This window comes from Planococcus sp. SE5232, assembly GCF_050686535.1.
Taxonomy (GTDB): domain Bacteria; phylum Bacillota; class Bacilli; order Bacillales_A; family Planococcaceae; genus Planococcus.
On sequence record NZ_JBOGCP010000001.1, the window covers coordinates 171,433 to 195,579 of the forward strand.

Here is a 24,147-nt window from a genome sequence, read left to right on the forward strand (position 1 = left end):
CGAGAGAAGATGTAAAAGGGCAAAAAAAAAGCCTTCCCCGGAATTTAGTTTGGGAAGGACTTTCGATTATTCTTCTGCTAATACGTCAGCTTGTTCTCTGCGAACGACCAGTACATCACATTTGGCAGAACGGACAATCCGTTCAGAAACGCTGCCCATGATAAACCGTTCAGCGGCATTCAATCCAGTAGCGCCGCAAACGATGACATCGATGTTCAATTTAGGTGCCAGTTCTTTAGGAATGGCGACTTTAGGGACTCCGTATTCAATAATGACATTTACATCCTTTACGCCGGCAGCCAATGCTTCTTCTTTATATTTGGCCAGCAGCTCCTGGGATGTTTTTTTCGTGCGGTCTGCAATTGTCCGATCGTAAGCCTCGATGGAACCGAATGAACGGTTATCGATAATGTGGGCCAGATGCAAGGTGGCATTGTTCCGGGCTGCAGCTGCAGCACCTTTCTTAAATGCCAATTCTGCTTCTTTGGAACCGTCTACTGCTACTAAAATATTGGAATATTTTAAAGTCATTCAGCATTCCTCCTCGTCTCTATACTAGGAACTTCGCTGTCGCCATCGGGAGTTCCTTCTTATCTGTCACATTCTTTTGAAAAAGGGTGTCGAAGTCATGAACTTTTGCACGGATAAAAGGAAATTCATGTTAAAATAAATGAAATAGAAGAGTGCGGAAGACATGTTGAAAGGTGGCTATAAAGTGAAGACCGGTGCAGTAAACACGAATGGCCTGACAGGGATGGAAGAATTGCTGTCAATACGCCATCAAACCAAAGAATTGAAAAAGGATAGTTACTTGTTCCATGAGGGAGATGCCATCAGCGGGGTATTCATCATTCGCTCCGGGAAAATACGGATTGAAAAAGTGACACCGAACGGTCGGGAGCTTACGCTGAAAATCTGCGGTCCGGGACAGCTTGTTGGAGAAGTGACAATTTTTTCTGAAGCACCTAAATACATGCTGGATGCCCGTGCGATTGAAGACACGGTATGCCTTCATATTTCAATAAATGATCTGGAAGAAGCCTTGCTGTCGAATGCGCGGCTGTCCATCGCCTTTATGAAATGGATGGGAATCGATCAGCAGAAAACTCAGACGAAATTCCGGGATTTGCTGCTGCACGGTAAAAAAGGAGCGCTGTATTCGACCTTAATCAGACTTTCCAACAGTTATGGGGTTGTAACAGAAAAAGGGACGCTGATCGACCTGGTCCTGACTAACCAGGACCTGGCGAATTTCTGTGGAATGACCAGGGAAGTGGTCAACCGCATGCTGAATGATTTGAAAAAGAATGGCATAGTGAGTTTACTTGAAGGGAAAATCCTTATTCACGATATGAGCCATTTAAAGACAGAAACAAATTGTGAAAACTGTCCCATTTATTTATGTAAAATTGATTAATAGGAGAGCTTGCCCATGTGGCGAGCTCTTTTTTTGTCTAAAATTTGTCAATCTATTAAAAATGAGGTTCAAGTGTGAGAAATGTCACAGTGCCATGAAGGACGATAGCATAGGCTGAAAGTAAGAACAAAAAGCATTAGAGGTGAGAAGAAATGAGTCAGGAAAACCGGGAGCCGGAGGCCAATCTAAAAGGAACTTTAGTAAGTGTTTTCATAGTGGGATTGATCATCATCGTGATGTGGGTCGCCGTTTATTTATTGTACGTAGCCCGTTAAGGCAGGACGAAAGGAGTAGGTTTAAATGCATCTTCATAAATATGAAAAAATTTGGCTGGTGTTCGGTATTGCATCGCTGATTGTATTTTTAAGCGTGGTCGGAGTGAGCGCCTTTTCTCAAGATCACACCCCAGCTGGAGGGATGGAAACAATAGATCCCCAAAAAGTGAATGAAACAGCGCCATTTGATAACCCGGGTGTAACCCAATTGGATGAAGACACGTATCAGGCTACGATCGTAGCAATGGCCTTCGGATACCAGGCACCGGACTTAAGAGTGCCGGTCGGCAAGGAAATTATTTTTAAAGTGACCAGCACCGACGTGGTCCACAGTCTTACAATCGATGATACAAAAGTCAATATGATGGTCGTTCCAGGCCGTATTACAACAAAATCCTACACGTTTGAAGAACCGGGCACATATTTAATTCTTTGCAATGAATACTGTGGAACGGGTCACCATATGATGTATACAGAGATAGAGGTGTACGAAGAATGATTGCTGTGCAAGATCGAAAAATCGCTTTATGGAATATCGGCGTAGCTTATGCTGCATTTCTAATAGGTACATTATGCGGACTGCTTCAGGTTTTTATCCGCAATGACGCTCTTCAATTACCGGCTTGGCTGGACTATTATCAAATTTTAACGGCGCACGGGGTCTTACTCGCACTTGTATTTACGACATTTTTCATTTTTGGATTCTTTATTACCGGTATGAGCAAAAGCCTCGGAAGCTTCGGGCCGAAAGTCCGCTTGTTTTCCTGGATCGGTTTTTGGGTGACGTTGCTTGGAACGGTCATGGCAACAGCAATGATCGTGGCCGGTGAAGCTTCCGTCATGTACACCTTTTATGCACCACTTCAGGCAAGCGGCTTTTACTATGTAGGGCTTGCTCTTGTCATCGTCGGAACCTGGATCAGCAGTTTCGCGCTGGTCGGACATTACAGAGTATGGCGGAAAAACAATAAAGGGCAGTTGAGCCCGTTATTCGCTTTCATGACCATCACCACCATCATCATGTGGATCATCGCTTGTCTTGGTGTCGTGGCGACAGTATTGTTCCAATACATTCCTTGGGCGTTCGGCTGGACCGATACCATTGATGTGGAACTCAGCCGTACCTTGTTCTGGTTCTTTGGACATCCGCTCGTGTATTTCTGGCTATTGCCTGCATACATGGCCTGGTATGTTATCGTACCGAAGATCCTGGGCGTAAAAGTATTCAGTGATTCCTTGGCACGTTTGTCTTTCGTACTCTTTATCCTGTTCTCCATTCCTGTCGGATTCCACCATCAGCTGACAGAACCGGGAATTTCGAACTTCTGGAAATTCCTTCAGGTGGTGTTGACATTCATGGTCATCGTGCCTTCATTGATGACCGCGTTCTCGATGTTCGCGACATTTGAAATCGCGGGACGGAAAAATGGCGGAAAAGGCATTTTCGGATGGTTTACGAAATTGCCGTGGAGAGATATCCGCTTTACATCGATTTTCATCGCCATGGCGTTCTTTATCCCCGGTGGAGCTGGCGGAATCATCAATGCAAGCTTCCAGTTGAACGAAGTTGTCCATAATACGCTATGGATTGTCGGACATTTCCACATTACGGTTGGAACTCCAGTGGCCATGACATTCATGGGATTGACGTTCTGGCTGATTCCTTATCTGACAGGCAGAAAATTCACCAAGTCCATGAAAGTTCTTGGACTGGTCCAAATCATCACCTGGTCAATCGGTATGCTTTTGATGTCAACAGCGCAGCATCTTCTGGGCCTACTCGGAGCGCCAAGAAGAACCGCGTATTCCGGCTATAACGATCACCCAGCTGCCATGGAATGGTTTGATGGCATCTTGACGAACCACGTCACGATGGCAATTGGAGGAAGTATATTATTCGTATCGGCGATGATCCTCATCTATATCGTTATTATGACGATGTTCCTGTCGCCTAAAGCGGTGGAGCCGAAGGATGTGGTTGACTTCCCGATGGCGGAAAGCGACATGACCCGTACGCCGAAATGGCTGGAGAATTGGTGGATTTGGATTGGTCTCGCTGTTGCACTCATTGTCATCGCTTATGCAATTCCGTTAAGCCATATGATTCAACATGCACCGCCAGGCTCAGAAGGATTCAAAACTTGGTAGGAGTTGAGGAACAATGTTCACGATGGTACTTTCATTAATGGTTGTTTTTATCGCATTCACGGCAATGCTGGTTGAAATCTCTTCTACAGAAGAGTAAGCGGAAGGCAGCAGCACCAGTTTTTTAAGGAAACGTAGATAAAATCATAGAAAAGAGTCCTTTGCCGGGTCGGCAAAGGGCTTTTTTTCGGCTTCTGGCAGGTGTGTTGTGGATTTATAGGCGCTCAAAAAGATTTGTGGTCGTTCAGGAGGATTTGTGGGCGCTCAAAAAGATTTGTGGTCGTTCAGGAGGATTTGTGGGCGTTCAAAAAGATTTATGGTCGCTCAGGAGAATTTGCAGCCGTTCAGCCAAAATCCTCCACGAGCTTGGACGCAAGCCAGAGCAGCAGGATGGATTCCCGGCTGCCGATGTTTGGATGAGCTTATTTGGAAAGGGATAGAAATTGTATTGTTTCGGAATGTTCTATATATTGGAAGGAAATGGACAGGAAGTTGAGGCCTTTTATATGACGATTATGGAATGGATTTTTACGGCAATAAGTTTGCTGTGGATCGGCGAATTCGTGATTTTCCGCAATCGCGGCGTCGGCCAGGGCGATTCTTTGGAAAAACGGACTTTTTTCACTATTTTCACGGTCTTGATTGCCACGATCATTGTGGCGATGCTGCTGCAGGAGCTGCAGCCATTCGCGGCCTTGGCGTTGGCTGGCCAGCTGGTGGGGATCATTTTACTGGCATCAGGAGTGTTTCTGCGCTTCTGGGGAATCATACATTTGAAGTCGCAATTCACACGTTACGTCACAGTTCGCGAAGGGGATGAAATCGTCAGCACCGGCCCGTACCGGAAGCTGCGCCATCCGCTTTATACGGGACTGCTGCTGATTACACTGGGCATGGCGCTTTTTTTCAGCAGCCTGATTGCGGCAATTATCGGAGGCGCGGCCATGGTCTGGGCCTTACTTCAGCGGATCAATTACGAAGAGCGCCTGCTGGTCGAGAAGTTCGGGCCGGATTATGAGCAATGGATGAAAAAGCGTGCGCGCTTGATTCCATTCATTTATTAAACAGAAGGAAACGGATCAATTTTACGAAAAGACGTTATTCGCCAGAAAGGTGAATAACGTCTTTTTTAGATATGAGCATCTTTATTTACATCGTGTACGATGTAATATAATATAGATCGTGTAAGATACAAATGGATGGAGGAACATAACTAATGAAAACACTATTTGAAACGACTATGATCAATACAGGCGGAAGAGACGGCGCAGTTTATTCGCCGGACAATATTTTCTATTTGGACGTAGCAAAACCACAGGCTCTTGGCGGTTCAGCCACAACGGCAACAAATCCGGAGCAGCTTTTTGCGGCAGGCTACAGCGCCTGCTTCAATAGCGCATTGGAATGGGTGCTGGAAGCTGGTAAAGTGGAAATAGAGAAAAGCGAAGTAACGGCGACTGTTGCATTGATCGGAGATAAAGACAATGGCGGCGTTAAGCTGGCAGTGAAACTGGTTGTCGATATCACAGGCATCGATGAAGAGAAAAAACACGAGTACGTAGAAAAAGCGCATCAGTATTGCCCATATTCAAAAGCGATCAAAGGATCGGTGGATGTGGAGATCAGCGTTCTCTAATAATGAGTATAGGTGAGATGTAAATGGAAAAACCGACGAAACTCGAACAGCAATTATGTTTTGAAGTCTATAAAGCTTCCAGTAATTTTTCGAAAATGTATGCGAAAGCGCTGGAGCCGTTCGGTCTGACGTTCCCGCAGTATTTGGTGCTTCTTGTCCTATGGGAGGAAGACGGACTGCTGATGAAAAACATCGGTGAACGGCTCGGCCTTGGCACGGGAACCTTGAATCCCATCATCAATCGCATGATCGAACAGGGGAGGCTGATCAAACAGCAATCCGAAACCGACAAACGCGCGTTTACGATTTCCTTGACGGAAAAAGCCCAAAGCGAACAAAAAGCGGTTGAACAGGCTGTCTTCGACAAACTTGCGAGCTGCAACTTCATGGGCGTCAACGCGATTACCTTGATGAAAAACCTGAAAGAGCTGAATGCGACTTTTAAAACCATGGATCTGTAAACTATGCTTTGAATCGCCACAAAAGGAGTGATGCCGGATGAATATTTACGATATTGCGGTACCAAAGCCGAACGGGGAAGAATACCAATTAAGCGAATACAAAGGCAAGGCCATGTTGATTGTCAACACAGCGACAAAATGCGGATTGAGAGATCAATTTGACAGCCTGGAAAAAATGTATGAAGACTATAAGGAGCAAGGACTGGTCGTGTTAGGTTTTCCATCCGATCAATTCGGACAGGAAAAAGGCAGCGGAGAAGAAGCTCAGGAAGCTTGCCGCATGACTTATGGGGTTACTTTTCCGATGCATGACCTCGTAAAGGTCAATGGCAAAGGCGCACATCCGCTTTTCAGCTACCTGACTGATAACACAAAAGGATTCCTGTCGAGCGGGATCAAATGGAACTTTACTAAATTCCTGATTGACCAGGAAGGCAACATCGTTTCGCGTTTCTCGCCAAAAGACAAACCTGAATCCTTTGAAAAAGATATTCAAAAAGTGCTTGGCCAGCAATAGCAAAACCTTTCTATTCCACTCTGCGCCCTGATGTGATAAGCTGTACATCATCGTAAGTAATGGAGTGATTAGAATGAGCAAAGCAAAAGCAAAAACGAAAAGCGGTACGGGCCAGGGAACTGGCAAAAAAGGCTGGACCCGCTGGAAAGCCGGCGCCAACAAGGCCAAGAGTTTTAAGCCGTACACCAGTAAAACCAATAAAAAAGCCGACGAACCCAAAACAGATAAAGAACGAGCTTCAGAAGCTGAATGGGTCGATGCATAAAGAGAGAAGTAATGGGTTGTCCAAATTGGGCAACTTTTTTTATTTGCCCGGTAGTCCAGTTGCATCAAAAAAACCCTTTACTCCGCGAGTAAAGGGTTTTCTGAAGGACCATAAATGTCTTCAATAACGGGTTCTTTTGCAGGCACTTCCTTCATCGGTGGATTCGCCAGCAATGCCGAAATGATGCCGAAAACCGGGAAGATCATCAGCGTCCAGAGGATTTCAACGTAGCCGCCGAACAGATCGAACGCGATGCCGAGCGGCAACGGGCCAAGTGCAGATCCCGTGACGACCATCGCCATCGAGATGCCGCTAATGCTGCCAATATGTTTCCGGCCAAAGTAATTGGGCCAGACGACAGCCATGACGATCCGCTCGATTCCCATGCTCACGCCCCAGACCAGACCGAAAATGACGGCGGCTGCCAAAAAATCAGCTTTCTGCAGAAGAAACAACGACAGGAGTTCTCCGGCAAAAACGAGCGTCAGCATATATTGGACCTTTACTTTTTCCAATAGGATCCCAGTGATGAACGTGACCGGCAAACCGATCAATGCCGTTAAGCTTAATATACTTGCGGCGGTTTCAAGGGATAAGGATTTTTGAGCGAAGATGGAAACCAGGTGGAAGGTCAAACCGGTATTGACGATTCCAGGAATGGCGGCACATAGCAGCAATAACCAGAATGCCCGGGTTTTTGAAGCTTCCTTCACCGACCAGCTGACTTCTTCAATGGCCATTTTTTCAGGCTCTTTTCTTAGTTTATCGCCGTTATCCGGTAACAAACCCATTTCTTCAGGAGAATTTTGAATGAGGAAAAGAGCGAGCGGTGTAAAGCAAACAATGATGATGACCCCTAAAATCAGCCACGAACTGCGCCAGCCAAATGACTCGATCAGCCAAACATTCAACAGCGGGAAAGCAGCGGAACTGACCAATCCACCGATGGCGGCAATGCTGATGGCGAGCCCTCTCTTTTTGACAAACCACTGGGGGATGAGCGAGCTTGAGATGAGCGCCATGGAACCTTGTCCAAGCAGCCGGATAAAAAAGAAGCCGATGAACAGCATGACGAGACTTGTTACGAAACTGTTGAAGAAGCAGGCCACAGCGAGGGCGATGGAAACAGCAACCGCCATTTTTCGTGAACCATTGCGGTCAATCAGCCGACCGACAAAAAACAGCAGGAAGCCTGCGGTTAAGGTGGCAGCTGAGTAGATGCCGGAAACCGTCGAGCGGCTCCAGCCGAAGTCTTCTATATAATAATCGATGAAAATCGAGTTGGAATAAGTTTGTCCGGGGCCAGAGAAAAATTGGGACAAGGCTGCAATCGCGATAATGACCCAGCCGTAGTGAAAAGCATTTCCTGTTAATTGTTTCATCATGTATCTCCATTTGCCATAACTTCACGTTACTGTATTTCCAAAAGCAGTGTCAAAAAGATGTTCCGAAATCACAATTTCTTATCATAGCATAATACTTCTGTTTTACAAGTTTTGAAATAGAACTGTAAATAAAAGAATGATTCAGATATTTGAAACATCGACAGACACTGAAAGTTTTTCTGAAAAAGTGTAAAATAGAGGATAAGGCAGTTTCTTAGCCAGAAGGAGTGAGAAAAAATGCCAAGTTTATCACCAGTACCACAACTGAGCATTACAGAAAAAGAAGAAATCTATCAGCAAATAGCGGAGTATTCGAACGAAACGACCATCATCCATTCAAATCAGAAAGTCCTATATATAAATCAGCCAGGATCGGATTTTTTCAAAGCCAGCAAAGAGACGCTCATCGGGGCGAATGTGGTGGATGTTTTTACTGAGGACTATAAAGAGTTCATCACTGAACGCATCCGCACGGGCATGGAAGACCGCGCGATCGGAGGATTGATGGAGACCACTGTTAGACGTTTTGATGGGACCCTAGCAGATGTAGAGTTGTATTGTTATCCTGTTCAGTATGGAGAAACGGTTGCCATTCAATCGATCATCCATGACATCAGCGCGCAAAAACAAACAGAACGGGACTTATTGCAATTGAAAAACGAAATATCAACCCCCATCGTTCCGATTATTGATGGCTTGGCCGTGTTGCCGCTTGTAGGTTCTGTCGATGGTGACCGAAGCAATCGGCTGCTCGACATCATCCCCCAAAAAGTTCAGGGGGAGAACCTGCAATGCCTCATCATCGATGTATCCGGCATCTACAATATCGATAAGGTCGTAGCGGAATTTCTCTACAAGATCGATCACATCATGCGCTTGCTCGGCATTCAACTGATTTTTACCGGCATTCGTCCTGAATTGGCTTTAAAAGCGATTGAAGCACGTGTCAATTTCAGCCAATTGACGACCATGGGTACAGTTAAACAAGCGTTGAAGCGGCATTTGACGATTAACTAAAACCTCCACCTAACCAGAAGGTTGAAAAAATTCTTGTCAAAGCATTGAAAGTGATTTATAGTTTAGAAATACAATATTTAGTGATTTGATGAAAATAAAAACTATATATAGTAGAACCAATAACGAAGGTGCCTGAAAAGGCTTAATAGGGAAGCCGGTGAAATTCCGGAGCTGTTCCCGCAACTGTAAGTGCTGACGAGCTATCACAATCCACTGTCCAATGGACGGGAAGGAGATAGCAGAGGATGACGCACAAGCCAGGAGACCTGCCTTCGTTATCGTTTATGATCTTCTCCGGGAGCTGAGAGGGATAACAAAGGTATTTATGTGTGGGACAGCCCTTTTTCTGCTGTTTTCATCTGATATTCTGCGTTTTCAACCCCATCCTCCCTGAGAGGATGGGGTTTTTTCTTTTTACTCAGAGATGGAGGATTGAATACAGATGACGGAACCATTAGCAGCAGGCGTAGCAAGAACCATTCAAACAAGGCTGGTGCTGCCGCCGGACACCAACCACATGGGCACCATTTTCGGTGGCACGGTATTGGCTTATATTGATGAGATTGCCGCCATCACAGCGATGAGGCACAGTGGCAAAGCAGTTGTGACAGCATCGATCGACACCGTGAATTTCCTGTCTTCTGCGAAAGTGGGGGATATCCTCATTTTAGAGGGCGTCGTCATTTCAACGGGCAGAACATCGATGGAAGTGTACGTCAAAGCCGAATGCCAGCATATTGAAACCGGTGATAAAAGTTTAACGACTACGGCCATCCTGACGATGGTGGCTGTCGACAGCGAAGGCAAACCGACACCTGTGACTGGCGTGATTCCCGAAACGGCTGCCGAAGAAAAACTATTCAAAAGCGCCCAGGAACGCAAGCAGCGGCGCATGAAAGTAAACGAATACGCAAAGGAGTTGTGCTGATATGAATACGAAAATCGAAGCAACAGAAATGAATGCAGTGGAAAGAGCCCTTCAACGGGCAACGGATGTATATGGACTGGATACGCGTGAACTGCTGGAACGGGCAGCAAAGTTGGCTGGACAGGCAAAAGGAGAACAGTCATTGCTCTATGCTTTGAACCGCATCACCATGGATGAGCCGGATTGGACATACGTGGCGGCCGAATTGTATGCAGGCGACTTGTACGGAAAAGCTGCAGATAGCCGCAAATTTTCCGCTTCAGAGAAATACGGCGACTTCTATGGACTTATTGAAGAGCTTACACAGATCGGCATTTATTCCGAAGAGCTCCTTGCGGCATATTCGAAAGAAGAAATCAGCGAATTGGGACAGGGAATTGCACCGGAGCGGGATTTGCTGTTCAATTACATCGGCCTGTTCCTGCTGGCTGACCGCTATTTGGCGAAAGACTATGAAGGGCGCTTGTTCGAACTTCCGCAGGAACGTTTTCTCGTCATCGCGATGACCTTGATGCAAAACGAATCGAAAGACCAACGGCTGGAACTGGTCAAAGAAGCCTACTGGGCAATGAGCCATCTGTATATGACAGTGGCGACACCGACTTTATCGAATGCCGGGAAGAGCTTCGGCCAATTGTCTTCGTGCTTTATCGATACCGTTGACGATTCATTGGATGGCATCTATTTGAACAACTGGGACATCGCCCGCCTCAGCAAAGATGGCGGCGGCATTGGCATCTATTATGGAAAAGTGCGGGCTTTGGGCTCAGACATCAAAAAGTTCAAAGGCAATTCGTCAGGCGTTGTGCCGTGGATCCGTCTGGTCAATGATACGGCGGTCAGTGTCGATCAACTGGGCCAGCGCCAGGGCGCAGTGGCGATTTACCTGGATGTTTTCCATAAAGACATCATGAACGGATTTTTGGATCTGAAGACCAATAACGGCGACGAGCGCCGCAAAGCGCACGATATTTTCACGGGCGTGTCGATTCCGGATCTGTTTATGAAGCGGCTTCAGGAAAAAGACGAAAACGGCCGCAGCAACGGTGAATGGCATACCTTCTGTCCGCACCAGATCAAGCAGGTGATGGGCTGGAAAGACGAAAACGGCAACGCGTTGGGTCTCGAAGACTTTTACGATGAAACCGATGAAAAATACTTCAGCGTGAAATACCAGGAAGCTGTGGACCATCCGCTATTGCCGCGCAAAACTTACCGGGCGATGGAGATTATGGCGCGCATCATGGTATCGCAGCTGGAAACCGGCACGCCTTATATGTTCTACCGGGATGAAGTGAATCGTCAAAACCCGAACAAGCACACAAGAGGCAGAGGGCTGACATCGATTTACTGCAGTAATTTGTGTACAGAAATAACACAAAATATGTCTGCAACAACCATCATGAAAGAATACACCGATGAAGACGGCAACCTTGTGATGGTCCGCAAGCCGGGGGATTTTGTCGTTTGCAATTTGTCATCCATCAACTTGCCGAGAGCGGTCAAAGCGGACGTGTTGGAACGGGTAATTCCAATCCAAGTGCGCATGCTCGATAATGTCATTGATTTGAACACAATTTCTGTCGGGCAGGCCGAAGCCACAAATAAAAAATACCGCGCCATTGGATTAGGGACATTCGGTTGGCACCACCTTTTGGCGCTTGACGGCATCCATTGGGAAAGCGAAAAGGCAGTGGAGTTTGCAGACTCGTTATACGAAAAAATTGCTTATGAGACGATCCGCGCTTCGATGCAGCTGGCCCAAGAAAAAGGGGCTTTCAGCAAGTTTGCAGATTCTGAATGGCACACGGGCGAGTATTTTGAGCGCCGCAGCTACCGCGGAGAGCGCTGGGAGCAACTGCAGCAGGAAGTCGCCGCAAACGGTGTCCGCAACGGCTGGATGATGGCCGTTGCACCGAACTCGTCGACTGCGAAAATCGGCGGTTCGACAGATGGCATCGATCCCCTGTATGCCGTTGAATACGCGGAAGAGAAAAAGAATTTCAAGTTCAAGGTGACAGCGCCTGACTTGGACCACAACACCTACGAGTATTACCGCCGTGCCCGCCACGTGCTGGATCAGAAATGGAGCATCCGCCAAAACGCAGCACGCCAACGGCATATCGACCAATCCATCAGCTTCAACTTTTACGTACCGCATACCATTAAAGCGAAAGAATTGCTGGAGCTTCATTTGGAAGCGTGGCAACAACATCTGAAGACGACCTATTACGTCCGCAGTACATCACAGGCGGAAATCGAAGAATGCGAAGCATGCCAAAGCTAAAGGAGGAATCTTCATGACCATCCATGAACCGTTGAAGAAAATTAAATTACTGAATCCGGAACATCCGAACAAATCGACTGGCGTCTTGAACGGCCAGTCTTCCGGCTTACTGAACTGGAACGATATTGCTTATCCGCAAATGTACGATCTGTACCAGGCGCTTTTGGCTAACTTTTGGAAAGCGCAGGAGATTAATATGCAGGACGACATCAAGCAATGGGATAGCTTGAGCGATGTGGAAAAAGACGTCTTTTTGCGCATCAATACGCAGCTGGCATCACTCGACAGCTTGCAGACACCGACAATGAGCCAGGCGATGGATTACGTCACCGACTCCAGCTTCAAGGCCATTTTTGCGGTCATTTCCCAACAGGAAGCGGTCCATACCGAGTCGTATTCCTATATCTTGAGTTCGCTGGTTTCGGTCAGCGAGCAGAATGCACGCTTCGACCAGGCGAAAAGCGATCCAGTTGTCCAAAAGCGCAACGATCTAATTTTGGATGCCTACGAGGAATTCCGGCAAAATCCGACGCCGCAAAACCTGTTCAAGCTGAGCGTCAATTCCATCAACCTGGAAGGCATCTATTTTTATGCCGGCTTTGCTTTTTTCTATCATCTGGCGCGCCAGCAGAAAATGCTGAAGACCAGCACGATGATCAGTTATATCCAGCGTGACGAGATGCAGCATGCGTATTTTATTGCCCAGTTTATCCGCATCATGCTGACGGAAAATCCGGAATTGAACACAGGTGAAAATATCCAGTACATCTACACGACCATCGACCGGGCCGTAGCGCTTGAGAAGGAATGGGCACATTACATTCTGGAGGACATCGAGGGACTGGATCTGGTGGAATTTGATGGTTATGTGGAGTATTTGGCCAACAAACGGCTGCGCCAGCTGGGATTGGACAATCTTTACGAAGAGCGCAGCAATCCGATGCCATGGATTCAGGTCTTTGGAGACGATATGATGAACGATACCAAATCCGACTTTTTCGAACAGAAATCACGAACCTATACCAAAGTCTCCAAGTCGAATGGCTTTGACGAACTATAGCCCGAAGTTGGCGATTGTCTATGCCTCTGTTACCGGAAATACGGAGCACTTGGCAGAGATGCTGCAGGAGGCTGCACAGAAGCAGAGCCTTGATGCAAAGCTGTATCGGGTAGAGGAGTTTCCTTTGTTCGAACTGTCCAGTTATGATGGTGTATTAATCGGCACTTATACATGGGGGAGCGGCGAAATTCCGGAAGAAATGCATGCTTTCTACCAGGCGATCGAGCGTTTGGACAGAAAAGAGCTGCATACAGCGGTTTTCGGAACCGGCGACAGCTTTTTTTCCGAGTTCTGCGGCGCGGTCGACCGCTTCCGCGATATGCTTTTTGTGAAGACCCAGCTGGTGGCGACCTTAAAAGTGGAATTGATGCCGCAGCCGAGTGATGCTCCCCGCTGTGAGAAATTGGTGGAGCTGTTCAAAAGAGCGCGCTATACAGATTTTTAAAGAAGAGCCCATCTACGTGGAGAAACGGCTGAATTCAGTGAAATGATTTTAGTTGTCGGAAAAGTGTTTTATTTTAGAAAAAGGGTATATAACCTAAAAGAGCTTAAACCATCAACGCAGCAGTTAACGGGTTTAAATAGTAGAAACTCCTGACTCTTAATCGGCGGAATTCCCGGTTCCATTAATAAAAAAATAGCATAGATCACAAAGATATTGGATTTTTGTAGAAGAATTTGGGTCAAAGGTTTTACTTTTGTTTCAAGTGATGGTAAGTTAAGAGCGAACGGAAAACACTTGGGTTTCCGTTAAATCCAATCCACTATAAGGTGCAAGCTTTCTGAATATAAATAGCCAGAATAAGTTGGCTGGATGTGACAGACGATAGTGCTGTAGACAACGCCGAAAAGAGTCTCTCGATTCTTTTCGGTATTTTTGTGTAGATTTTTACTGTTTTTTACAATCCGAAATGTAATTTGGGAAAAACAGAAAGGATGAGAGGGATGGAACAACTAGAGCAATTGGCTGAGCAAGTAGGCCTGCTGATGAATTCCGAAACAGAACTGCAGGGCGGGGAATGCTTGATCAAAAGAAAAAGAACCATCAATATTTCTTCACACAGTAAAAACTTCACCTGTACCTTAGATCACGATATTTCTTTCAAGAATCTAAAAGACAACGGAAAAGCTTTCAACCAGGCAGAAATATTTTTATTGCCAGGGGAGTTGGCTTCCTTTATCAATGCGCTCCATAGGCATCCGATTCCATTGCCGACAACTTATCAGCATCGCATGGATAGCAATCCGGATATCATTTGCGTCTATTTGTCTTCAGAAGAAGCTCCTGAAGATTTTGCTGCCAGGCTGTCTGCCGCTTTCGATGCCATTGAACAAAATACGCTTGTTTGAGCAACTGCCTAAGGAAGGAGATTCCAATGCTTAGCAGATATAAACGACCGCACGAAAAAATCGCTATGGGCCTGTTGTCATTCATGCCCAAGGAGCGAAATGTAAAACAACTGAAAAAAACCATGGAATTGTACAACGAACGTCCCGACTGGCAGCTTTTCCTCTGGAGAGAAGGGGATGATTATGTCGGTGCCATCGGTATTCATATAGAAGACGGGGATAGCTTCACAGTCCAACATATATCTGTGATCCCTTCGTTCCGGGGGGAAGGAATCGGTCATCGGATGGTGGAGCGTGTCGAAAGGCAAATGGCAGGCAGAAAAGCGAAGGCGACTGAAGAAACCAAACCGTTTGTGATGAGATGCAGGGTTTGAAGGACAGATTAGGTGGAAAATGAAACGGATGCAAAGCATAAGTAAAGGCAGGAGCCCGATTTTTTTCGGTGCTCCTGCCTTTTTCTGTTATGCGTTCAGGTTTTCAATGATTGTTGCAATTCCCATACCGCCAGCGATACAGAGTGTTACCAACCCGTATTTTTTGCCGGTGCGTTCGAGTTCATGCATTAATTTCGTCAAAAGGATGGCGCCTGTTGCACCGATGGGATGGCCCATCGCAATCGCGCCGCCGTTCGGATTGACCTTCCTGCGGTCCAGTCCCAGCTCATTGATGCAAGCGACGGATTGGGAAGCGAAAGCTTCATTCAATTCGACGATATCAATGTCTTCCACTTTTAATCCAGCTTGTTTCAATGCCTTGAAACTTGCTTGAACGGGACCCATTCCCATCAGTTCAGGAGAACAGCCGACAGAGGCTTGGGCAAGGACACGGGCTTTTGGCTGATAGCCGCGTTTAGCAGCTTCATCTTCCGACATGACGAGTAGAGCTGCCGCCCCGTCATTCCGTCCGCTGGCATTGCCTGCAGTGACCGTACCGCCTTCTTTGAAGACCGGCTTCAAGAGTGATAATTTCTCAAGCGTTGTGTCGCGCGGATGTTCATCCGTTTTAAACTCGCTGATGCCTTTCCGGGTTTTCACCGGATAAGGGGCAATCTGGGCTTCGAAATAAGCTTTTGAAATCGCATTTGCGGCTTTTTCCTGGCTTTCCAAAGCGAACTCATCCTGCTGCTGGCGTGAGATGCCATATTTATCCGCGACGTTTTCAGCTGTAGTTCCCATGTTCAGCTCGCCATAAGTTTCACGTGGCTGCGATCCCGGCTGGCTCGCCGTATTTGGATCTTTCAACAGGGTATCTCCGGATTTCGTTCCGAATCGTACATTATTGACGTAATAAGGGGCGGTGCTCATGGATTCGGCTCCGCCAGCGATGATGATATCGCTGAGGCCAGTTTGAATTTGTTGAGCAGCTGAATTCAATGCCTGTACACCGGAACCGCATTGGCGGTGGATGGTATAGCCAGGCACTTCAGCCGGGATGCCTGCGCGCAGCATAGCGACCCTGGCCAAATTGGAGACATCGGCGCTTTGTTTAGCCTGTCCGAAAATGACTTCTTCCACAGCGGAAGGTTCCAATTGAGTTCGGCGCAGCAACTCTTCAATGACATGGGAGCCGAGAAAGTCGACCGTTTCATTTCCGATGCCGCCGCCCAGCTTGCCGATGGCGGTACGGACTGAATCTACTATCACTGTATTTCTCAAATCGTCATCTCCGTTTCTGACTGGAACTTGCGTGCGTAATGTTTCACTTTTTCCTTGTCGATCTCCATGCCGAAGCCGGGACCGTCCGGCACAATGACTTCAAAGTTCTCAAAGCGGATGTCGTTGGTTGTGAGAGTGTCCTTAAATAATAATGGGCCGAATATCTCGGTGCCGAATTTCATTTCAGGAAGAGTGGCATATAATTGGGCGCACATGGCGGTCCCTAAACTCGATTCGATCATGGTACCGCCGTATAGACCGAGTCCTGAAGCTTCTGCAATGCCGGCCACTTTTTTCGTCTGTGTCAATCCGCCATGCTTGCAGGGCTTCAACGCGATGGAATTTCCGGCGCGGTATTTGGCTATCCGAAAAACATCCTGGATGCTGGTTGCCGCTTCATCCGCCATGATCGGCACGGTGAATTTAGCGGTTAAACGTGACATGCCTTCGAAATCCCAGGCCTGCAGCGGCTGTTCGACCATTGAAACACCGGCATCCTGAAGGGAAGCGATGCAGTAATTCGATGTATCCTCATCCCAAGCCTGATTGACATCGACCGTCAGACGCGCCTGATCGCCGAGTGCTTGCTTGATTTTCCGGACATGCTCCACGTTTTGGTAGGGATCGCCCTTGCCGATTTTCAGCTTGAAGATGTTATGTCGTTTCTTCTCGAGCATGTCCTGCGCTTCTTCGATATCGGTTTCCGTATTGCCGCTTGCCAGTGTCCAGGCAATCGGCAATGACTTATGGATCTGTCCCCCGAACAACTCAAAGGCAGCAATGTTTTTGCTTTTGGCTGCCAGCTCCACAATGGCACCTTCGACCAGAGCTTTGGCGAAGTAATTGCCGCGTACGAGCTTTGATACATCGTTCATGATCTTATTGAAATGGATAGGGTCCTGGCCAATAACCAAAGGCGTGATATAAGCATCGATATTGGCTTTGATCGCTTCCGGCGTGGATTCACCGTAGGAAGCACCGCCGATAGTGGCGACTTCCGCCCAGCCTTCGCGTCCGTCTTCGTCTGTAGCGCAGCCGAGCAAGATCGTCTGCGAGACGATGGTATGCATCGCCAGTTGATGCGGCCGGATGGTCGGCAAATCGACTATATAAACGTCAAGTGAACGTATTTTCATGCGTATAAACCCTCTTTCTTCTATTCTGTAAAGGCTGCTTCGGTTTTTTCGCGAACTTCTTCGATGGTTGCGCCAGGCATCAGATCCACCAGCTCTAGTTGGCCGGCGTTCACTTTGAATACCGCCAGTTCTGTAAAGATCATATCGACTTGGCGTGTGGAAGTGATCGGATAGGTGCATTCCTTCAATAGCTTGGAACTGCCGTCTTTCGACGTATGGCTCATCGTCACAAATACTTTTTTCGCTCCGACCAGCAAGTCCATCGCGCCGCCGACACCCATGATGTTTTTGCCGGGTACGGCCCAATTGGCGATGACGCCGGTTTCATCCACTTGAAGGGCGCCGAGAATGGCTACATCCACATGGCCGCCGCGAATCATGGCAAACGAGTCCGAGCTGTTGAAGAAGGAAGCGCCAACCGCTTCGCCGACCGGCAATTTACCGGCATTGACCAAGTTGGGATCAATCGCTTCATCCGCTACATCGGTTACCCCAAGCAATCCATTTTCTGTGTGCAGATAAATATTGTCTTCTGTCATGTATTCTGCAACTAAAGTCGGGATTCCGATGCCCAAATTGACGATGCAGGGACCTGCGAGTTCCAGTGCGACGCGTTTGGCAATCCCGTGCTGCATTTCTGATTTGCTCAATTGAACCGTCATACTGCCACCACTCCTTCTTTCGTCAACACTTGCTGTGCTTTGACGATCGTATCGATATAGATGAAGGGCGTAACTACTTCTTCGGGATCTAATTCGCCCGCTTCCACGATTTCATCCACTTCGACAATGACGATTTTCGCAGCAGTAGCCATCAAAGGATTGAAGTTGCGTGCTGTTTTATAATAGACCAGGTTTCCGAGCGTATCCGCTTTGTGGGCGCGGATCAAAGCTACGTCAGCACGGATGGCTTTTTCAAGAATATAGGGGATGCCATCGATTTCACGTTCTTCTTTGCCGATCGCCAAATCGGTACCGACGCCTGTGGTTGTATAATAACCGCCAAGGCCAGCGCCGCCTGCGCGAAGTGATTCAGCGAGCGTGCCTTGCGGAAGCAATTCCAGTTCGATTTCACCATTCTGGTATTTGTCGCCGACATCGCGGTTGCTGGTGAAATAAGAGCCGATGCCTTTTTTGATTTTGTTTTGATTGAGCAGAATGCCGAGTCCTTTGCCGGATTCACCCAGGTTGTTGCTGACGATGGTCAAGTCGGTGACATCGCGTTCAGTCAACCCTTCGATCAAGGTGAGGGGGGCTCCGATGAGACCGAAGCCGCCGACTAGGACAGTGTCTCCAGATTTAATGCAATCCAGGGCTTGTGAGATATCGTGCTGTATTTTTGACATCTGAAATCCTCCATTCGGTGATTATTCGATTGTTTTCAATGAGTCGCTCAATTCGAACCAGGCAGGGATGCCGGCAGTCAGGATGCAGATATAGCCGATATCCGCCAGGTCTGCTTCCGATGCGCCAGCTGTCCGCGCCTTGTCCATCCAAGAGGCAGCGCCTTTGCCATTCAATTCCACGATGAAATTGCCGGCCATGTTCAAATGCTTCAAACGGGAGGACAGCAGTCCGTCCCCCAAAATCTTGGTTTGAATCTCTTCAAGGTTTCCAGAGTGGATAACTGCTAAGGTTTCTTCAAGATATGACGTATCCTCGCCGTCTAGCCAGTCTATGATGGTCTTCAGGGAATCCACAGCCTGTTCAGGAGCCGGGTCCGGCTGCACTGCTGTTTTCCCCTGCAATTCGAGGGCGTAGGAAATCGCTTCAAGGGACAACGCCAAGGCTTTATCACCTTTGTATAAGTAGGCAGTCAGGAAAAACTCGGCCAGTTCCGGTACGGTATAGCCAAAGTCGATGGCGCCTTTTGTATGGAACAGCATACTCCGGGAGTACAGGCGAGCCGCATTCATACTGGCGATTAAAGCATCTTTTTCCTTGCGGGACAAGGAGCCGTCCTGCATGATTTCTCCGCGTATTCCTGTATAGGTGTCCAATACAGCCGGGCTGTAATCGTGCATTTTCTGAACCCATCCAGGCACCTCATCGTACACTTCTTTGAAATAATCTAACGCTTTGCTCATATTCTCACTCCTGGATTTTCATTTATTTTAAGCTGTCGGGATATTCGTGCTGATTGATGCCGAAAACGACCGGTAGGATAAAGTAGACAAAGACGACGATGAGAAGGAAAGCCAGAACCGTCAATCCAGAACCTCTTCGTAGCATATCGACCATCGTGATTTTTCCGGTTGCAAAGATGATGGCGTTGGAAGGCGTACCAATCGGCAGCATGAACGCAAATCCGGCACCCATCGCAACGGCAGTCATCAATGGCAGCGGATGGACATCGATCGCTAAAGCGAGCGCAGCAGTGATCGGCACCAAAATGGTTACCGTTGCAGTGTTTGGCGTCACCTGTGTCATGGCGATGCCGAGCAATGTGGTCACCGCAAGAATCAGCAGGTAGGAAGTGCCTTCAAGCAGCAGCAATTGGCTGCCGATCCATGAAGCCAGGTCTGTACCATTAAATCCGGATGCCAGTGCAAGGCCGCCACCGACCAACAGCAGAACGCCCCACGGCATGTTCTTCAACGAATCACCATTTAAAATCCGGTCTCCCGAATCGCCTGAAGCAGGGATCAAGTGGAGAAGGATAGCGGCGACCATGGCAATCATCGTATCGCTCAATCCTGGAATGATGTCGCTCCAGATAAAGGTTCTCGTCATCCACATGAAGGCGGTCAAAGTGAAGATCGTCAAGACGATTTTTTCTTCGTAACTCATGACGCCAAGCTCTCTTTTGCGGTCAACCACAAATTGTTTCCCGTTTCGGATATTTTTAACTTTCATCGGGTAAGCAATTTTTGTAATGTAGAAAATCGAAACGATCATCAGCAATGTCACTAGCGGAAAGGCGAAAATAAAGAACTGGGCGAAGGAAATTTCAACGCCGAGCAGCTCACTGGCCAGTCCCGCAAGCACCAGGTTCGTCGGTGTCCCGATCAAGGTGGCGCTGCCGCCAATCGTTCCACCGAAACCGATGGCAAAGATGATGGACTTGGTGAACTTCGTTTCTTCTTCTTTCGTATAGACGTCATCTTCCTTCATCAAAGTGACGACTTTTGCGATGATCGCCAAACCGATCGGAATCATCAGCATGACCGTAGCCATATTGGAAACCCACATCGACAGAAAGCCTGTAGCCAGCATAAAGCCGAGTACCAGGCCTGAGGTGCTGGCGCCTACTGCACTGATGATGGACAAGGCGATTCGTTCGTGAAGGTTCCAGCGTTCCAGCGCCAAAGCAAGGGCGAATCCGCCGATGAACAGGAAAATCAAGTTATCCCCGTAGCTGGAAGCGACTACGCCGGCCTCTACTGTCTGCAGCAAAGGCAGAAGAACCAATGGCATCAACGACGTAATTCCAAGCGGCATCGCTTCAAGGATCCACCAAACGGCCATCCATGCAGTTACGGCCAACACTGACCGGCCTTCTGTGCTGAGTCCGGGAAGCGGCAGCAAGAACAGGATCAGCAGAAATAAAGCGGGGCCTAAAAACAGACCGATTTTTTGGGATAGGTTATAGGATTTCTTGCGAAAGGTTTTTTCGTTTTCCTGGGCTGCAGAATCTTTGTCGGGAAGCTCTGCGGTTGCCACCCCAGCACCGCCGGAATGCCGCAGCTCTGCCATCGTCAGCAGATCTTTCGTTTGCTTATGTGATTTCCACATGCTTGTCTTTAAGGTTTTCAATGAGTATTTCATAGATGATTTCCCCCCATAACACCCCTTTGCAGGGTGCTGTTCTACAATTTTTTCAGGAAGCTGTCGGCTGCCTGCAGAATCTCTTCGCGTTGTTCAAAAACCATGGTGTAATGGTTGGCACCTGAAACGATGGTCTCGATCTTCTTGGTGTGTTTTTGCGTTTCATCATAATCTGACAGGTAAAACAGAGGCGGCATGGAGCCGATATTTCCTTCGGCGTAAACCAGCAGGACAGGACACGCAATCTGCGGGCAGATTTCCGTAGGATCAAAGGAATAAAAACTATCAAAATCCGTCACAATGCGCGATTCAGTCGCTTTGTTTTCCCAATGGCCATTTACAGGGCCGACTTCGTATTCCGCTGTTTCCTGCAATACTTCATTCCATTCGATTCCGAGATTCGCGTAAATCTTTTGGATTTCTTCGGTGTAATGCTGCTTTGAAGTGAATTCGCGGCTGATTCTCCCCAGGGATGGCTGGACAATCCCTCTTTGGTGTTCGGATGCCTTGGCAGCGCCATCGAGCAAAATCAATGCCTTGACCGATTTCAGCTGGCTGGCGACAATCGCAGAAATGAAAGCACCCATCGAATAGCCGAGCAAGATCGGGTTGACGATCTTCAATTCTTCAATCAAGCCCAAAACGTCATCGGCGTGTTTGAAGATGGAGGTGTCGGAATCCGCTGCCGCACTGTTGCCGCGGCCTCGGAGGTCTAACGAGATAAAGCGATAATCGCCTTTAAACTGTTCAGCATAATAATGCATATTCTTATGCGTCCCGGTTAATCCGTGTATCGCGATGATCGTCCCTTTCTCTCCTGGATAATCGGCTACTTGAATTTCGTTTCCATTGACCTCTACTTTGTAAAGTTCCACTTAAATCCACTCCAGTTCAAATTTGTAAGTTCCTGTATTAAAAAGAATCAGCTGCCAAGAAAATCCCGGCAGCTTTTACTTGGCTTATTCAGTTCTCATAACAAAATTCAACGAAGCTTCTTTGTGATCGCCATGGTCTTCAAGCTTTGTCAGAAGAGAAGAGCGAACGCCGCCGGCAACATCTGTCTCCAGCCATTCATCGCCTTCAAAAAATACTTGCGTAATCAATGTCTCATGTCCTTCATGCTCGAACTTGATATGGATATGGGCTGGACGGTAAGCGTGGTAGCCGGCTGCAAAAGTGAATTCACCAGTCGGACCGCTTGTTGGAATTTGGTAAGGGATCGGTACGATGGAATGCACTTCAAAATCACCGTTTTCATCTGTATGGAACTGGCCGCGCAAATTGAAGGCCGGCGCAGGCGAGTCGTAGTTTGAATACAAGCCATCTGCATCATCCTGCCACCATTCCACTTTTGTTTTTGCCAACGGTCCGTTGACAGAACTCACATTTCCGCGGAACGTCAATTTGTCGCCGGGCTCATCTTCTCTCTGGGGCATCACAAACGGTGATTCTTCAAGGACAGGAGCGCCTTCTTCATAATAAGGTCCAAGCAGGGAAGGCTCGGTTCCTGGAGAATTTTTGTATTTAGATTCCAGTACATGGGTTTCTACAAAAACATCAAGGAACAAAGGAATCTCTCCGCTGCGCCCTAAGCGATCTGCCCATTTGACGAAGTTCGTATATTCTTCATGATTGAATTGCTGCTCATCAAGGAAGTTCTTCAAATGCTTAACAAACCCTTCATAAGCACCCAATACGCGTTCGTTTACTACTGTTTTTTCTGTCATCTTAAATTCCTCCTAATAATGGGATGATATTTTAAGTGTGAAACCGTAAATGTAAACGCCTTCACAACCGGTAAAAAATATAATGCTTGCAGGCTGGAATTATTTATTGTACGATATACGTACAATGTATCGTTATGCGTACAGTGTCATCTTAGCATAGGGGGTAGTGGTCTTGTCAATAAAAGAATCAGACAATTTTAAAAATAGTGGGGATTATATCCAATCTTTGGATCGGGGATTGCAGGTGATCCAAGCTTTTTCTCAGCAAGACCGATCTCTTACAGTCAGTGCTGTAGCAAAGAAAACAGGGTTAAGCCGTCCGACAGCCCGAAGAATTCTTTTAACCTTGGAACACCTGGGATTTGCGGAATCCGAAAATAACACATATTCGCTGACGGCGCGGACTTTATCGCTCGGTTATGCGTATCTGTCATCGAATAACACATGGAGTTTGGCTCATCCTTTTATGAGAGAGTTTGTTGCGAAAACAGAAGAATCGTGTTCGATCTCTATTTTGGACGGCACTGACGTTCTTTATGTGGCGCGGGTTTCGACTAAGCGCATCATGTCCATCAACCTGGACGTCGGCTCCCGTCTACCGGCGTATGCCACTTCAATGGGGCATGTCCTGCTTGCCTATTTGCCTGAGGAAGAACTGGAGAAGTATATGGATGCTATTGATTTCGAACAATTTACAAGCAAGACCATCACGGACAAAGAACAATTGCGCCAAACCCTTGCTGAAGTGCGTGAGCGCGGCTGGGGTGGGGTGGATCAGCAATTTGAAGAAGGACTGCGTTCCATCGCCGTACCGCTGCGCAATAAATCGGGTAAAGTCATTGCTGCCATCAATTGTTCTGCCCATGCCGGAAGAACTTCAAAAGAAGTGCTGCGGGAAGAATTCTTGCCGATTCTGCAGGACAGTGCCGAAAAAATAAGCCAGGCGATTGCGGCCACCGATACTTCGCCTTATATGTAAGGGATAGTAAGATACAAAATCGCCGAAAGGCGGTTTTTTTTATTGGCTAATAATTTGAAGCCAGAGAGCCGCTTCTGCCTCTGGGAAATTTCCATCTGAGCCATTCTACAGCGTATAATAAAGACAGCTGATAGAGTTAC

27 protein-coding genes and 1 riboswitch are annotated in these 24,147 nt (G+C 47.5%); of the genes, 17 read left to right on the forward strand and 10 right to left on the reverse strand.

The window, feature by feature from the left end:
• Positions 1 to 66 precede the first annotated feature (66 nt).
• On the reverse strand, positions 67 to 531 hold the full coding sequence (locus tag ACRC6Q_RS00770) for a universal stress protein (protein ID WP_223636299.1): 465 nt from the start codon (positions 529 to 531) through the stop codon (positions 67 to 69).
• Positions 532 to 694: 163 nt separating this feature from the next.
• Here ACRC6Q_RS00770 and ACRC6Q_RS00775 point away from each other — a divergent pair, with 163 nt between their 5' ends.
• The 9 genes from ACRC6Q_RS00775 to ACRC6Q_RS00815 all read left to right on the forward strand — a co-directional run bounded on the left by ACRC6Q_RS00775 (position 695) and on the right by ACRC6Q_RS00815 (position 6,716).
• Positions 695 to 1,417, forward strand: a complete 723-nt coding sequence (locus ACRC6Q_RS00775) for a Crp/Fnr family transcriptional regulator (protein WP_223636301.1) — start codon at positions 695 to 697, stop codon at positions 1,415 to 1,417.
• A 152-nt stretch (positions 1,418 to 1,569) separates the two neighbouring features.
• Positions 1,570 to 1,692, forward strand: coding sequence for a cytochrome C oxidase subunit II (locus tag ACRC6Q_RS00780; RefSeq protein ID WP_223636303.1), 123 nt, complete (start codon positions 1,570 to 1,572; stop codon positions 1,690 to 1,692).
• Positions 1,693 to 1,717: 25 nt separating this feature from the next.
• A complete protein-coding gene (locus tag ACRC6Q_RS00785) occupies positions 1,718 to 2,191 on the forward strand; it encodes a cytochrome c oxidase subunit II (RefSeq protein WP_431465521.1) in 474 nt (157 codons plus the stop codon).
• Positions 2,188 to 3,840 (forward strand): b(o/a)3-type cytochrome-c oxidase subunit 1, encoded by a 1,653-nt coding sequence (locus tag ACRC6Q_RS00790; RefSeq protein ID WP_223636307.1) that lies wholly within the window; start codon positions 2,188 to 2,190, stop codon positions 3,838 to 3,840. The genes ACRC6Q_RS00785 and ACRC6Q_RS00790 overlap by 4 nt, the downstream gene beginning before the upstream one ends.
• Positions 3,841 to 4,343: 503 nt before the next feature.
• On the forward strand, positions 4,344 to 4,901 hold the full coding sequence (locus ACRC6Q_RS00795; protein ID WP_223636311.1) for a methyltransferase family protein: 558 nt from the start codon (positions 4,344 to 4,346) through the stop codon (positions 4,899 to 4,901).
• A 152-nt stretch (positions 4,902 to 5,053) separates the two neighbouring features.
• A complete protein-coding gene (locus tag ACRC6Q_RS00800) occupies positions 5,054 to 5,473 on the forward strand; it encodes an organic hydroperoxide resistance protein (RefSeq protein ID WP_223636313.1) in 420 nt (139 codons plus the stop codon).
• A gap of 23 nt (positions 5,474 to 5,496) precedes the next feature.
• Positions 5,497 to 5,934 (forward strand): MarR family winged helix-turn-helix transcriptional regulator, encoded by a 438-nt coding sequence (locus ACRC6Q_RS00805; RefSeq protein ID WP_223636316.1) that lies wholly within the window; start codon positions 5,497 to 5,499, stop codon positions 5,932 to 5,934.
• A gap of 37 nt (positions 5,935 to 5,971) precedes the next feature.
• Positions 5,972 to 6,451 carry a glutathione peroxidase gene (locus ACRC6Q_RS00810; protein ID WP_431465522.1) on the forward strand — a complete coding sequence of 160 codons (480 nt, stop codon included), beginning with the start codon at positions 5,972 to 5,974 and terminating at the stop codon, positions 6,449 to 6,451.
• 73 nt (positions 6,452 to 6,524) lie between these two features.
• Positions 6,525 to 6,716 carry a DUF3934 family protein gene (locus tag ACRC6Q_RS00815; protein ID WP_223636320.1) on the forward strand — a complete coding sequence of 64 codons (192 nt, stop codon included), beginning with the start codon at positions 6,525 to 6,527 and terminating at the stop codon, positions 6,714 to 6,716.
• A 77-nt stretch (positions 6,717 to 6,793) separates the two neighbouring features.
• On the opposite strand, the gene ACRC6Q_RS00820 is transcribed toward ACRC6Q_RS00815, so the two are convergent.
• A complete protein-coding gene (locus ACRC6Q_RS00820) occupies positions 6,794 to 8,098 on the reverse strand; it encodes an MFS transporter (protein WP_431465523.1) in 1,305 nt (434 codons plus the stop codon).
• A gap of 240 nt (positions 8,099 to 8,338) precedes the next feature.
• Here ACRC6Q_RS00820 and ACRC6Q_RS00825 point away from each other — a divergent pair, with 240 nt between their 5' ends.
• The 7 genes from ACRC6Q_RS00825 (at position 8,339) to ACRC6Q_RS00855 (ending at position 15,117) form a co-directional block, all read left to right on the forward strand.
• Positions 8,339 to 9,118: a PAS domain S-box protein gene (locus ACRC6Q_RS00825; RefSeq protein ID WP_431465524.1), complete on the forward strand. Its 780-nt coding sequence runs from the start codon at positions 8,339 to 8,341 to the stop codon at positions 9,116 to 9,118.
• A gap of 109 nt (positions 9,119 to 9,227) precedes the next feature.
• Positions 9,228 to 9,406, forward strand: a riboswitch (cobalamin riboswitch).
• A 154-nt stretch (positions 9,407 to 9,560) separates the two neighbouring features.
• A complete protein-coding gene (locus ACRC6Q_RS00830) occupies positions 9,561 to 10,046 on the forward strand; it encodes an acyl-CoA thioesterase (RefSeq protein ID WP_431465525.1) in 486 nt (161 codons plus the stop codon).
• A 1-nt stretch (position 10,047) separates the two neighbouring features.
• The gene (locus tag ACRC6Q_RS00835; protein WP_431465526.1) at positions 10,048 to 12,333 is read left to right on the forward strand and encodes a ribonucleoside-diphosphate reductase subunit alpha; all 2,286 of its coding nucleotides are present in this window, start codon (positions 10,048 to 10,050) and stop codon (positions 12,331 to 12,333) included.
• 13 nt (positions 12,334 to 12,346) lie between these two features.
• A complete protein-coding gene (locus ACRC6Q_RS00840; RefSeq protein WP_223636335.1) occupies positions 12,347 to 13,393 on the forward strand; it encodes a ribonucleotide-diphosphate reductase subunit beta in 1,047 nt (348 codons plus the stop codon).
• Positions 13,374 to 13,838: a flavodoxin domain-containing protein gene (locus ACRC6Q_RS00845; RefSeq protein ID WP_431465527.1), complete on the forward strand. Its 465-nt coding sequence runs from the start codon at positions 13,374 to 13,376 to the stop codon at positions 13,836 to 13,838. Before ACRC6Q_RS00840 ends, ACRC6Q_RS00845 begins: the two co-directional genes overlap by 20 nt.
• 500 nt (positions 13,839 to 14,338) lie before the next feature.
• Entirely contained in the window at positions 14,339 to 14,743 is a 405-nt protein-coding gene (locus ACRC6Q_RS00850) for a DUF1259 domain-containing protein (protein ID WP_223636341.1), read from the forward strand.
• 26 nt (positions 14,744 to 14,769) lie between these two features.
• The gene (locus ACRC6Q_RS00855) at positions 14,770 to 15,117 is read left to right on the forward strand and encodes a GNAT family N-acetyltransferase (RefSeq protein ID WP_223636344.1); all 348 of its coding nucleotides are present in this window, start codon (positions 14,770 to 14,772) and stop codon (positions 15,115 to 15,117) included.
• A gap of 87 nt (positions 15,118 to 15,204) precedes the next feature.
• On the opposite strand, the gene ACRC6Q_RS00860 is transcribed toward ACRC6Q_RS00855, so the two are convergent.
• The 8 genes from ACRC6Q_RS00860 to ACRC6Q_RS00895 all read right to left on the reverse strand — a co-directional run bounded on the left by ACRC6Q_RS00860 (position 15,205) and on the right by ACRC6Q_RS00895 (position 23,028).
• A complete protein-coding gene (locus tag ACRC6Q_RS00860) occupies positions 15,205 to 16,398 on the reverse strand; it encodes a thiolase family protein (RefSeq protein ID WP_431465528.1) in 1,194 nt (397 codons plus the stop codon).
• On the reverse strand, positions 16,395 to 17,534 hold the full coding sequence (locus tag ACRC6Q_RS00865) for a muconate cycloisomerase family protein (RefSeq protein ID WP_431465529.1): 1,140 nt from the start codon (positions 17,532 to 17,534) through the stop codon (positions 16,395 to 16,397). The genes ACRC6Q_RS00860 and ACRC6Q_RS00865 overlap by 4 nt, the downstream gene beginning before the upstream one ends.
• A gap of 20 nt (positions 17,535 to 17,554) precedes the next feature.
• Complete coding sequence (locus ACRC6Q_RS00870; protein ID WP_298831227.1) at positions 17,555 to 18,196, reverse strand: 3-oxoacid CoA-transferase subunit B; 642 nt, start codon at positions 18,194 to 18,196, stop codon at positions 17,555 to 17,557.
• Complete coding sequence (locus ACRC6Q_RS00875; protein ID WP_223636353.1) at positions 18,193 to 18,879, reverse strand: CoA transferase subunit A; 687 nt, start codon at positions 18,877 to 18,879, stop codon at positions 18,193 to 18,195. Before ACRC6Q_RS00875 ends, ACRC6Q_RS00870 begins: the two co-directional genes overlap by 4 nt.
• A 21-nt stretch (positions 18,880 to 18,900) precedes the next feature.
• Positions 18,901 to 19,620, reverse strand: a complete 720-nt coding sequence (locus ACRC6Q_RS00880) for a carboxymuconolactone decarboxylase family protein (RefSeq protein ID WP_431465530.1) — start codon at positions 19,618 to 19,620, stop codon at positions 18,901 to 18,903.
• Positions 19,621 to 19,642: 22 nt separating this feature from the next.
• Positions 19,643 to 21,301, reverse strand: coding sequence for an SLC13 family permease (locus ACRC6Q_RS00885; RefSeq protein WP_223636359.1), 1,659 nt, complete (start codon positions 21,299 to 21,301; stop codon positions 19,643 to 19,645).
• 41 nt (positions 21,302 to 21,342) lie between these two features.
• The gene (locus ACRC6Q_RS00890; protein ID WP_223636362.1) at positions 21,343 to 22,176 is read right to left on the reverse strand and encodes an alpha/beta fold hydrolase; all 834 of its coding nucleotides are present in this window, start codon (positions 22,174 to 22,176) and stop codon (positions 21,343 to 21,345) included.
• Positions 22,177 to 22,260: 84 nt separating this feature from the next.
• Positions 22,261 to 23,028 (reverse strand): dioxygenase, encoded by a 768-nt coding sequence (locus ACRC6Q_RS00895; protein ID WP_223636365.1) that lies wholly within the window; start codon positions 23,026 to 23,028, stop codon positions 22,261 to 22,263.
• A 172-nt stretch (positions 23,029 to 23,200) separates the two neighbouring features.
• Here ACRC6Q_RS00895 and ACRC6Q_RS00900 point away from each other — a divergent pair, with 172 nt between their 5' ends.
• Positions 23,201 to 24,007 (forward strand): IclR family transcriptional regulator domain-containing protein, encoded by an 807-nt coding sequence (locus ACRC6Q_RS00900; protein ID WP_431465531.1) that lies wholly within the window; start codon positions 23,201 to 23,203, stop codon positions 24,005 to 24,007.
• Positions 24,008 to 24,147 lie beyond the last annotated feature (140 nt).

Coding starts and splice junctions, on each gene's coding strand:
- ACRC6Q_RS00770 (WP_223636299.1), bottom strand. CDS start 531: ATGACTTTAAAATATTCCAATATTTTAGTAGCAGTAGACGGTTCCAAA.
- ACRC6Q_RS00775 (WP_223636301.1), top strand. CDS start 695: ATGTTGAAAGGTGGCTATAAAGTGAAGACCGGTGCAGTAAACACGAAT.
- ACRC6Q_RS00780 (WP_223636303.1), top strand. CDS start 1,570: ATGAGTCAGGAAAACCGGGAGCCGGAGGCCAATCTAAAAGGAACTTTA.
- ACRC6Q_RS00785 (WP_431465521.1), top strand. CDS start 1,718: ATGCATCTTCATAAATATGAAAAAATTTGGCTGGTGTTCGGTATTGCA.
- ACRC6Q_RS00790 (WP_223636307.1), top strand. CDS start 2,188: ATGATTGCTGTGCAAGATCGAAAAATCGCTTTATGGAATATCGGCGTA.
- ACRC6Q_RS00795 (WP_223636311.1), top strand. CDS start 4,344: ATGACGATTATGGAATGGATTTTTACGGCAATAAGTTTGCTGTGGATC.
- ACRC6Q_RS00800 (WP_223636313.1), top strand. CDS start 5,054: ATGAAAACACTATTTGAAACGACTATGATCAATACAGGCGGAAGAGAC.
- ACRC6Q_RS00805 (WP_223636316.1), top strand. CDS start 5,497: ATGGAAAAACCGACGAAACTCGAACAGCAATTATGTTTTGAAGTCTAT.
- ACRC6Q_RS00810 (WP_431465522.1), top strand. CDS start 5,972: ATGAATATTTACGATATTGCGGTACCAAAGCCGAACGGGGAAGAATAC.
- ACRC6Q_RS00815 (WP_223636320.1), top strand. CDS start 6,525: ATGAGCAAAGCAAAAGCAAAAACGAAAAGCGGTACGGGCCAGGGAACT.
- ACRC6Q_RS00820 (WP_431465523.1), bottom strand. CDS start 8,098: ATGAAACAATTAACAGGAAATGCTTTTCACTACGGCTGGGTCATTATC.
- ACRC6Q_RS00825 (WP_431465524.1), top strand. CDS start 8,339: ATGCCAAGTTTATCACCAGTACCACAACTGAGCATTACAGAAAAAGAA.
- ACRC6Q_RS00830 (WP_431465525.1), top strand. CDS start 9,561: ATGACGGAACCATTAGCAGCAGGCGTAGCAAGAACCATTCAAACAAGG.
- ACRC6Q_RS00835 (WP_431465526.1), top strand. CDS start 10,048: ATGAATACGAAAATCGAAGCAACAGAAATGAATGCAGTGGAAAGAGCC.
- ACRC6Q_RS00840 (WP_223636335.1), top strand. CDS start 12,347: ATGACCATCCATGAACCGTTGAAGAAAATTAAATTACTGAATCCGGAA.
- ACRC6Q_RS00845 (WP_431465527.1), top strand. CDS start 13,374: ATGGCTTTGACGAACTATAGCCCGAAGTTGGCGATTGTCTATGCCTCT.
- ACRC6Q_RS00850 (WP_223636341.1), top strand. CDS start 14,339: ATGGAACAACTAGAGCAATTGGCTGAGCAAGTAGGCCTGCTGATGAAT.
- ACRC6Q_RS00855 (WP_223636344.1), top strand. CDS start 14,770: ATGCTTAGCAGATATAAACGACCGCACGAAAAAATCGCTATGGGCCTG.
- ACRC6Q_RS00865 (WP_431465529.1), bottom strand. CDS start 17,534: ATGAAAATACGTTCACTTGACGTTTATATAGTCGATTTGCCGACCATC.
- ACRC6Q_RS00870 (WP_298831227.1), bottom strand. CDS start 18,196: ATGACGGTTCAATTGAGCAAATCAGAAATGCAGCACGGGATTGCCAAA.
- ACRC6Q_RS00875 (WP_223636353.1), bottom strand. CDS start 18,879: ATGTCAAAAATACAGCACGATATCTCACAAGCCCTGGATTGCATTAAA.
- ACRC6Q_RS00880 (WP_431465530.1), bottom strand. CDS start 19,620: ATGAGCAAAGCGTTAGATTATTTCAAAGAAGTGTACGATGAGGTGCCT.
- ACRC6Q_RS00885 (WP_223636359.1), bottom strand. CDS start 21,301: ATGAAATACTCATTGAAAACCTTAAAGACAAGCATGTGGAAATCACAT.
- ACRC6Q_RS00895 (WP_223636365.1), bottom strand. CDS start 23,028: ATGACAGAAAAAACAGTAGTAAACGAACGCGTATTGGGTGCTTATGAA.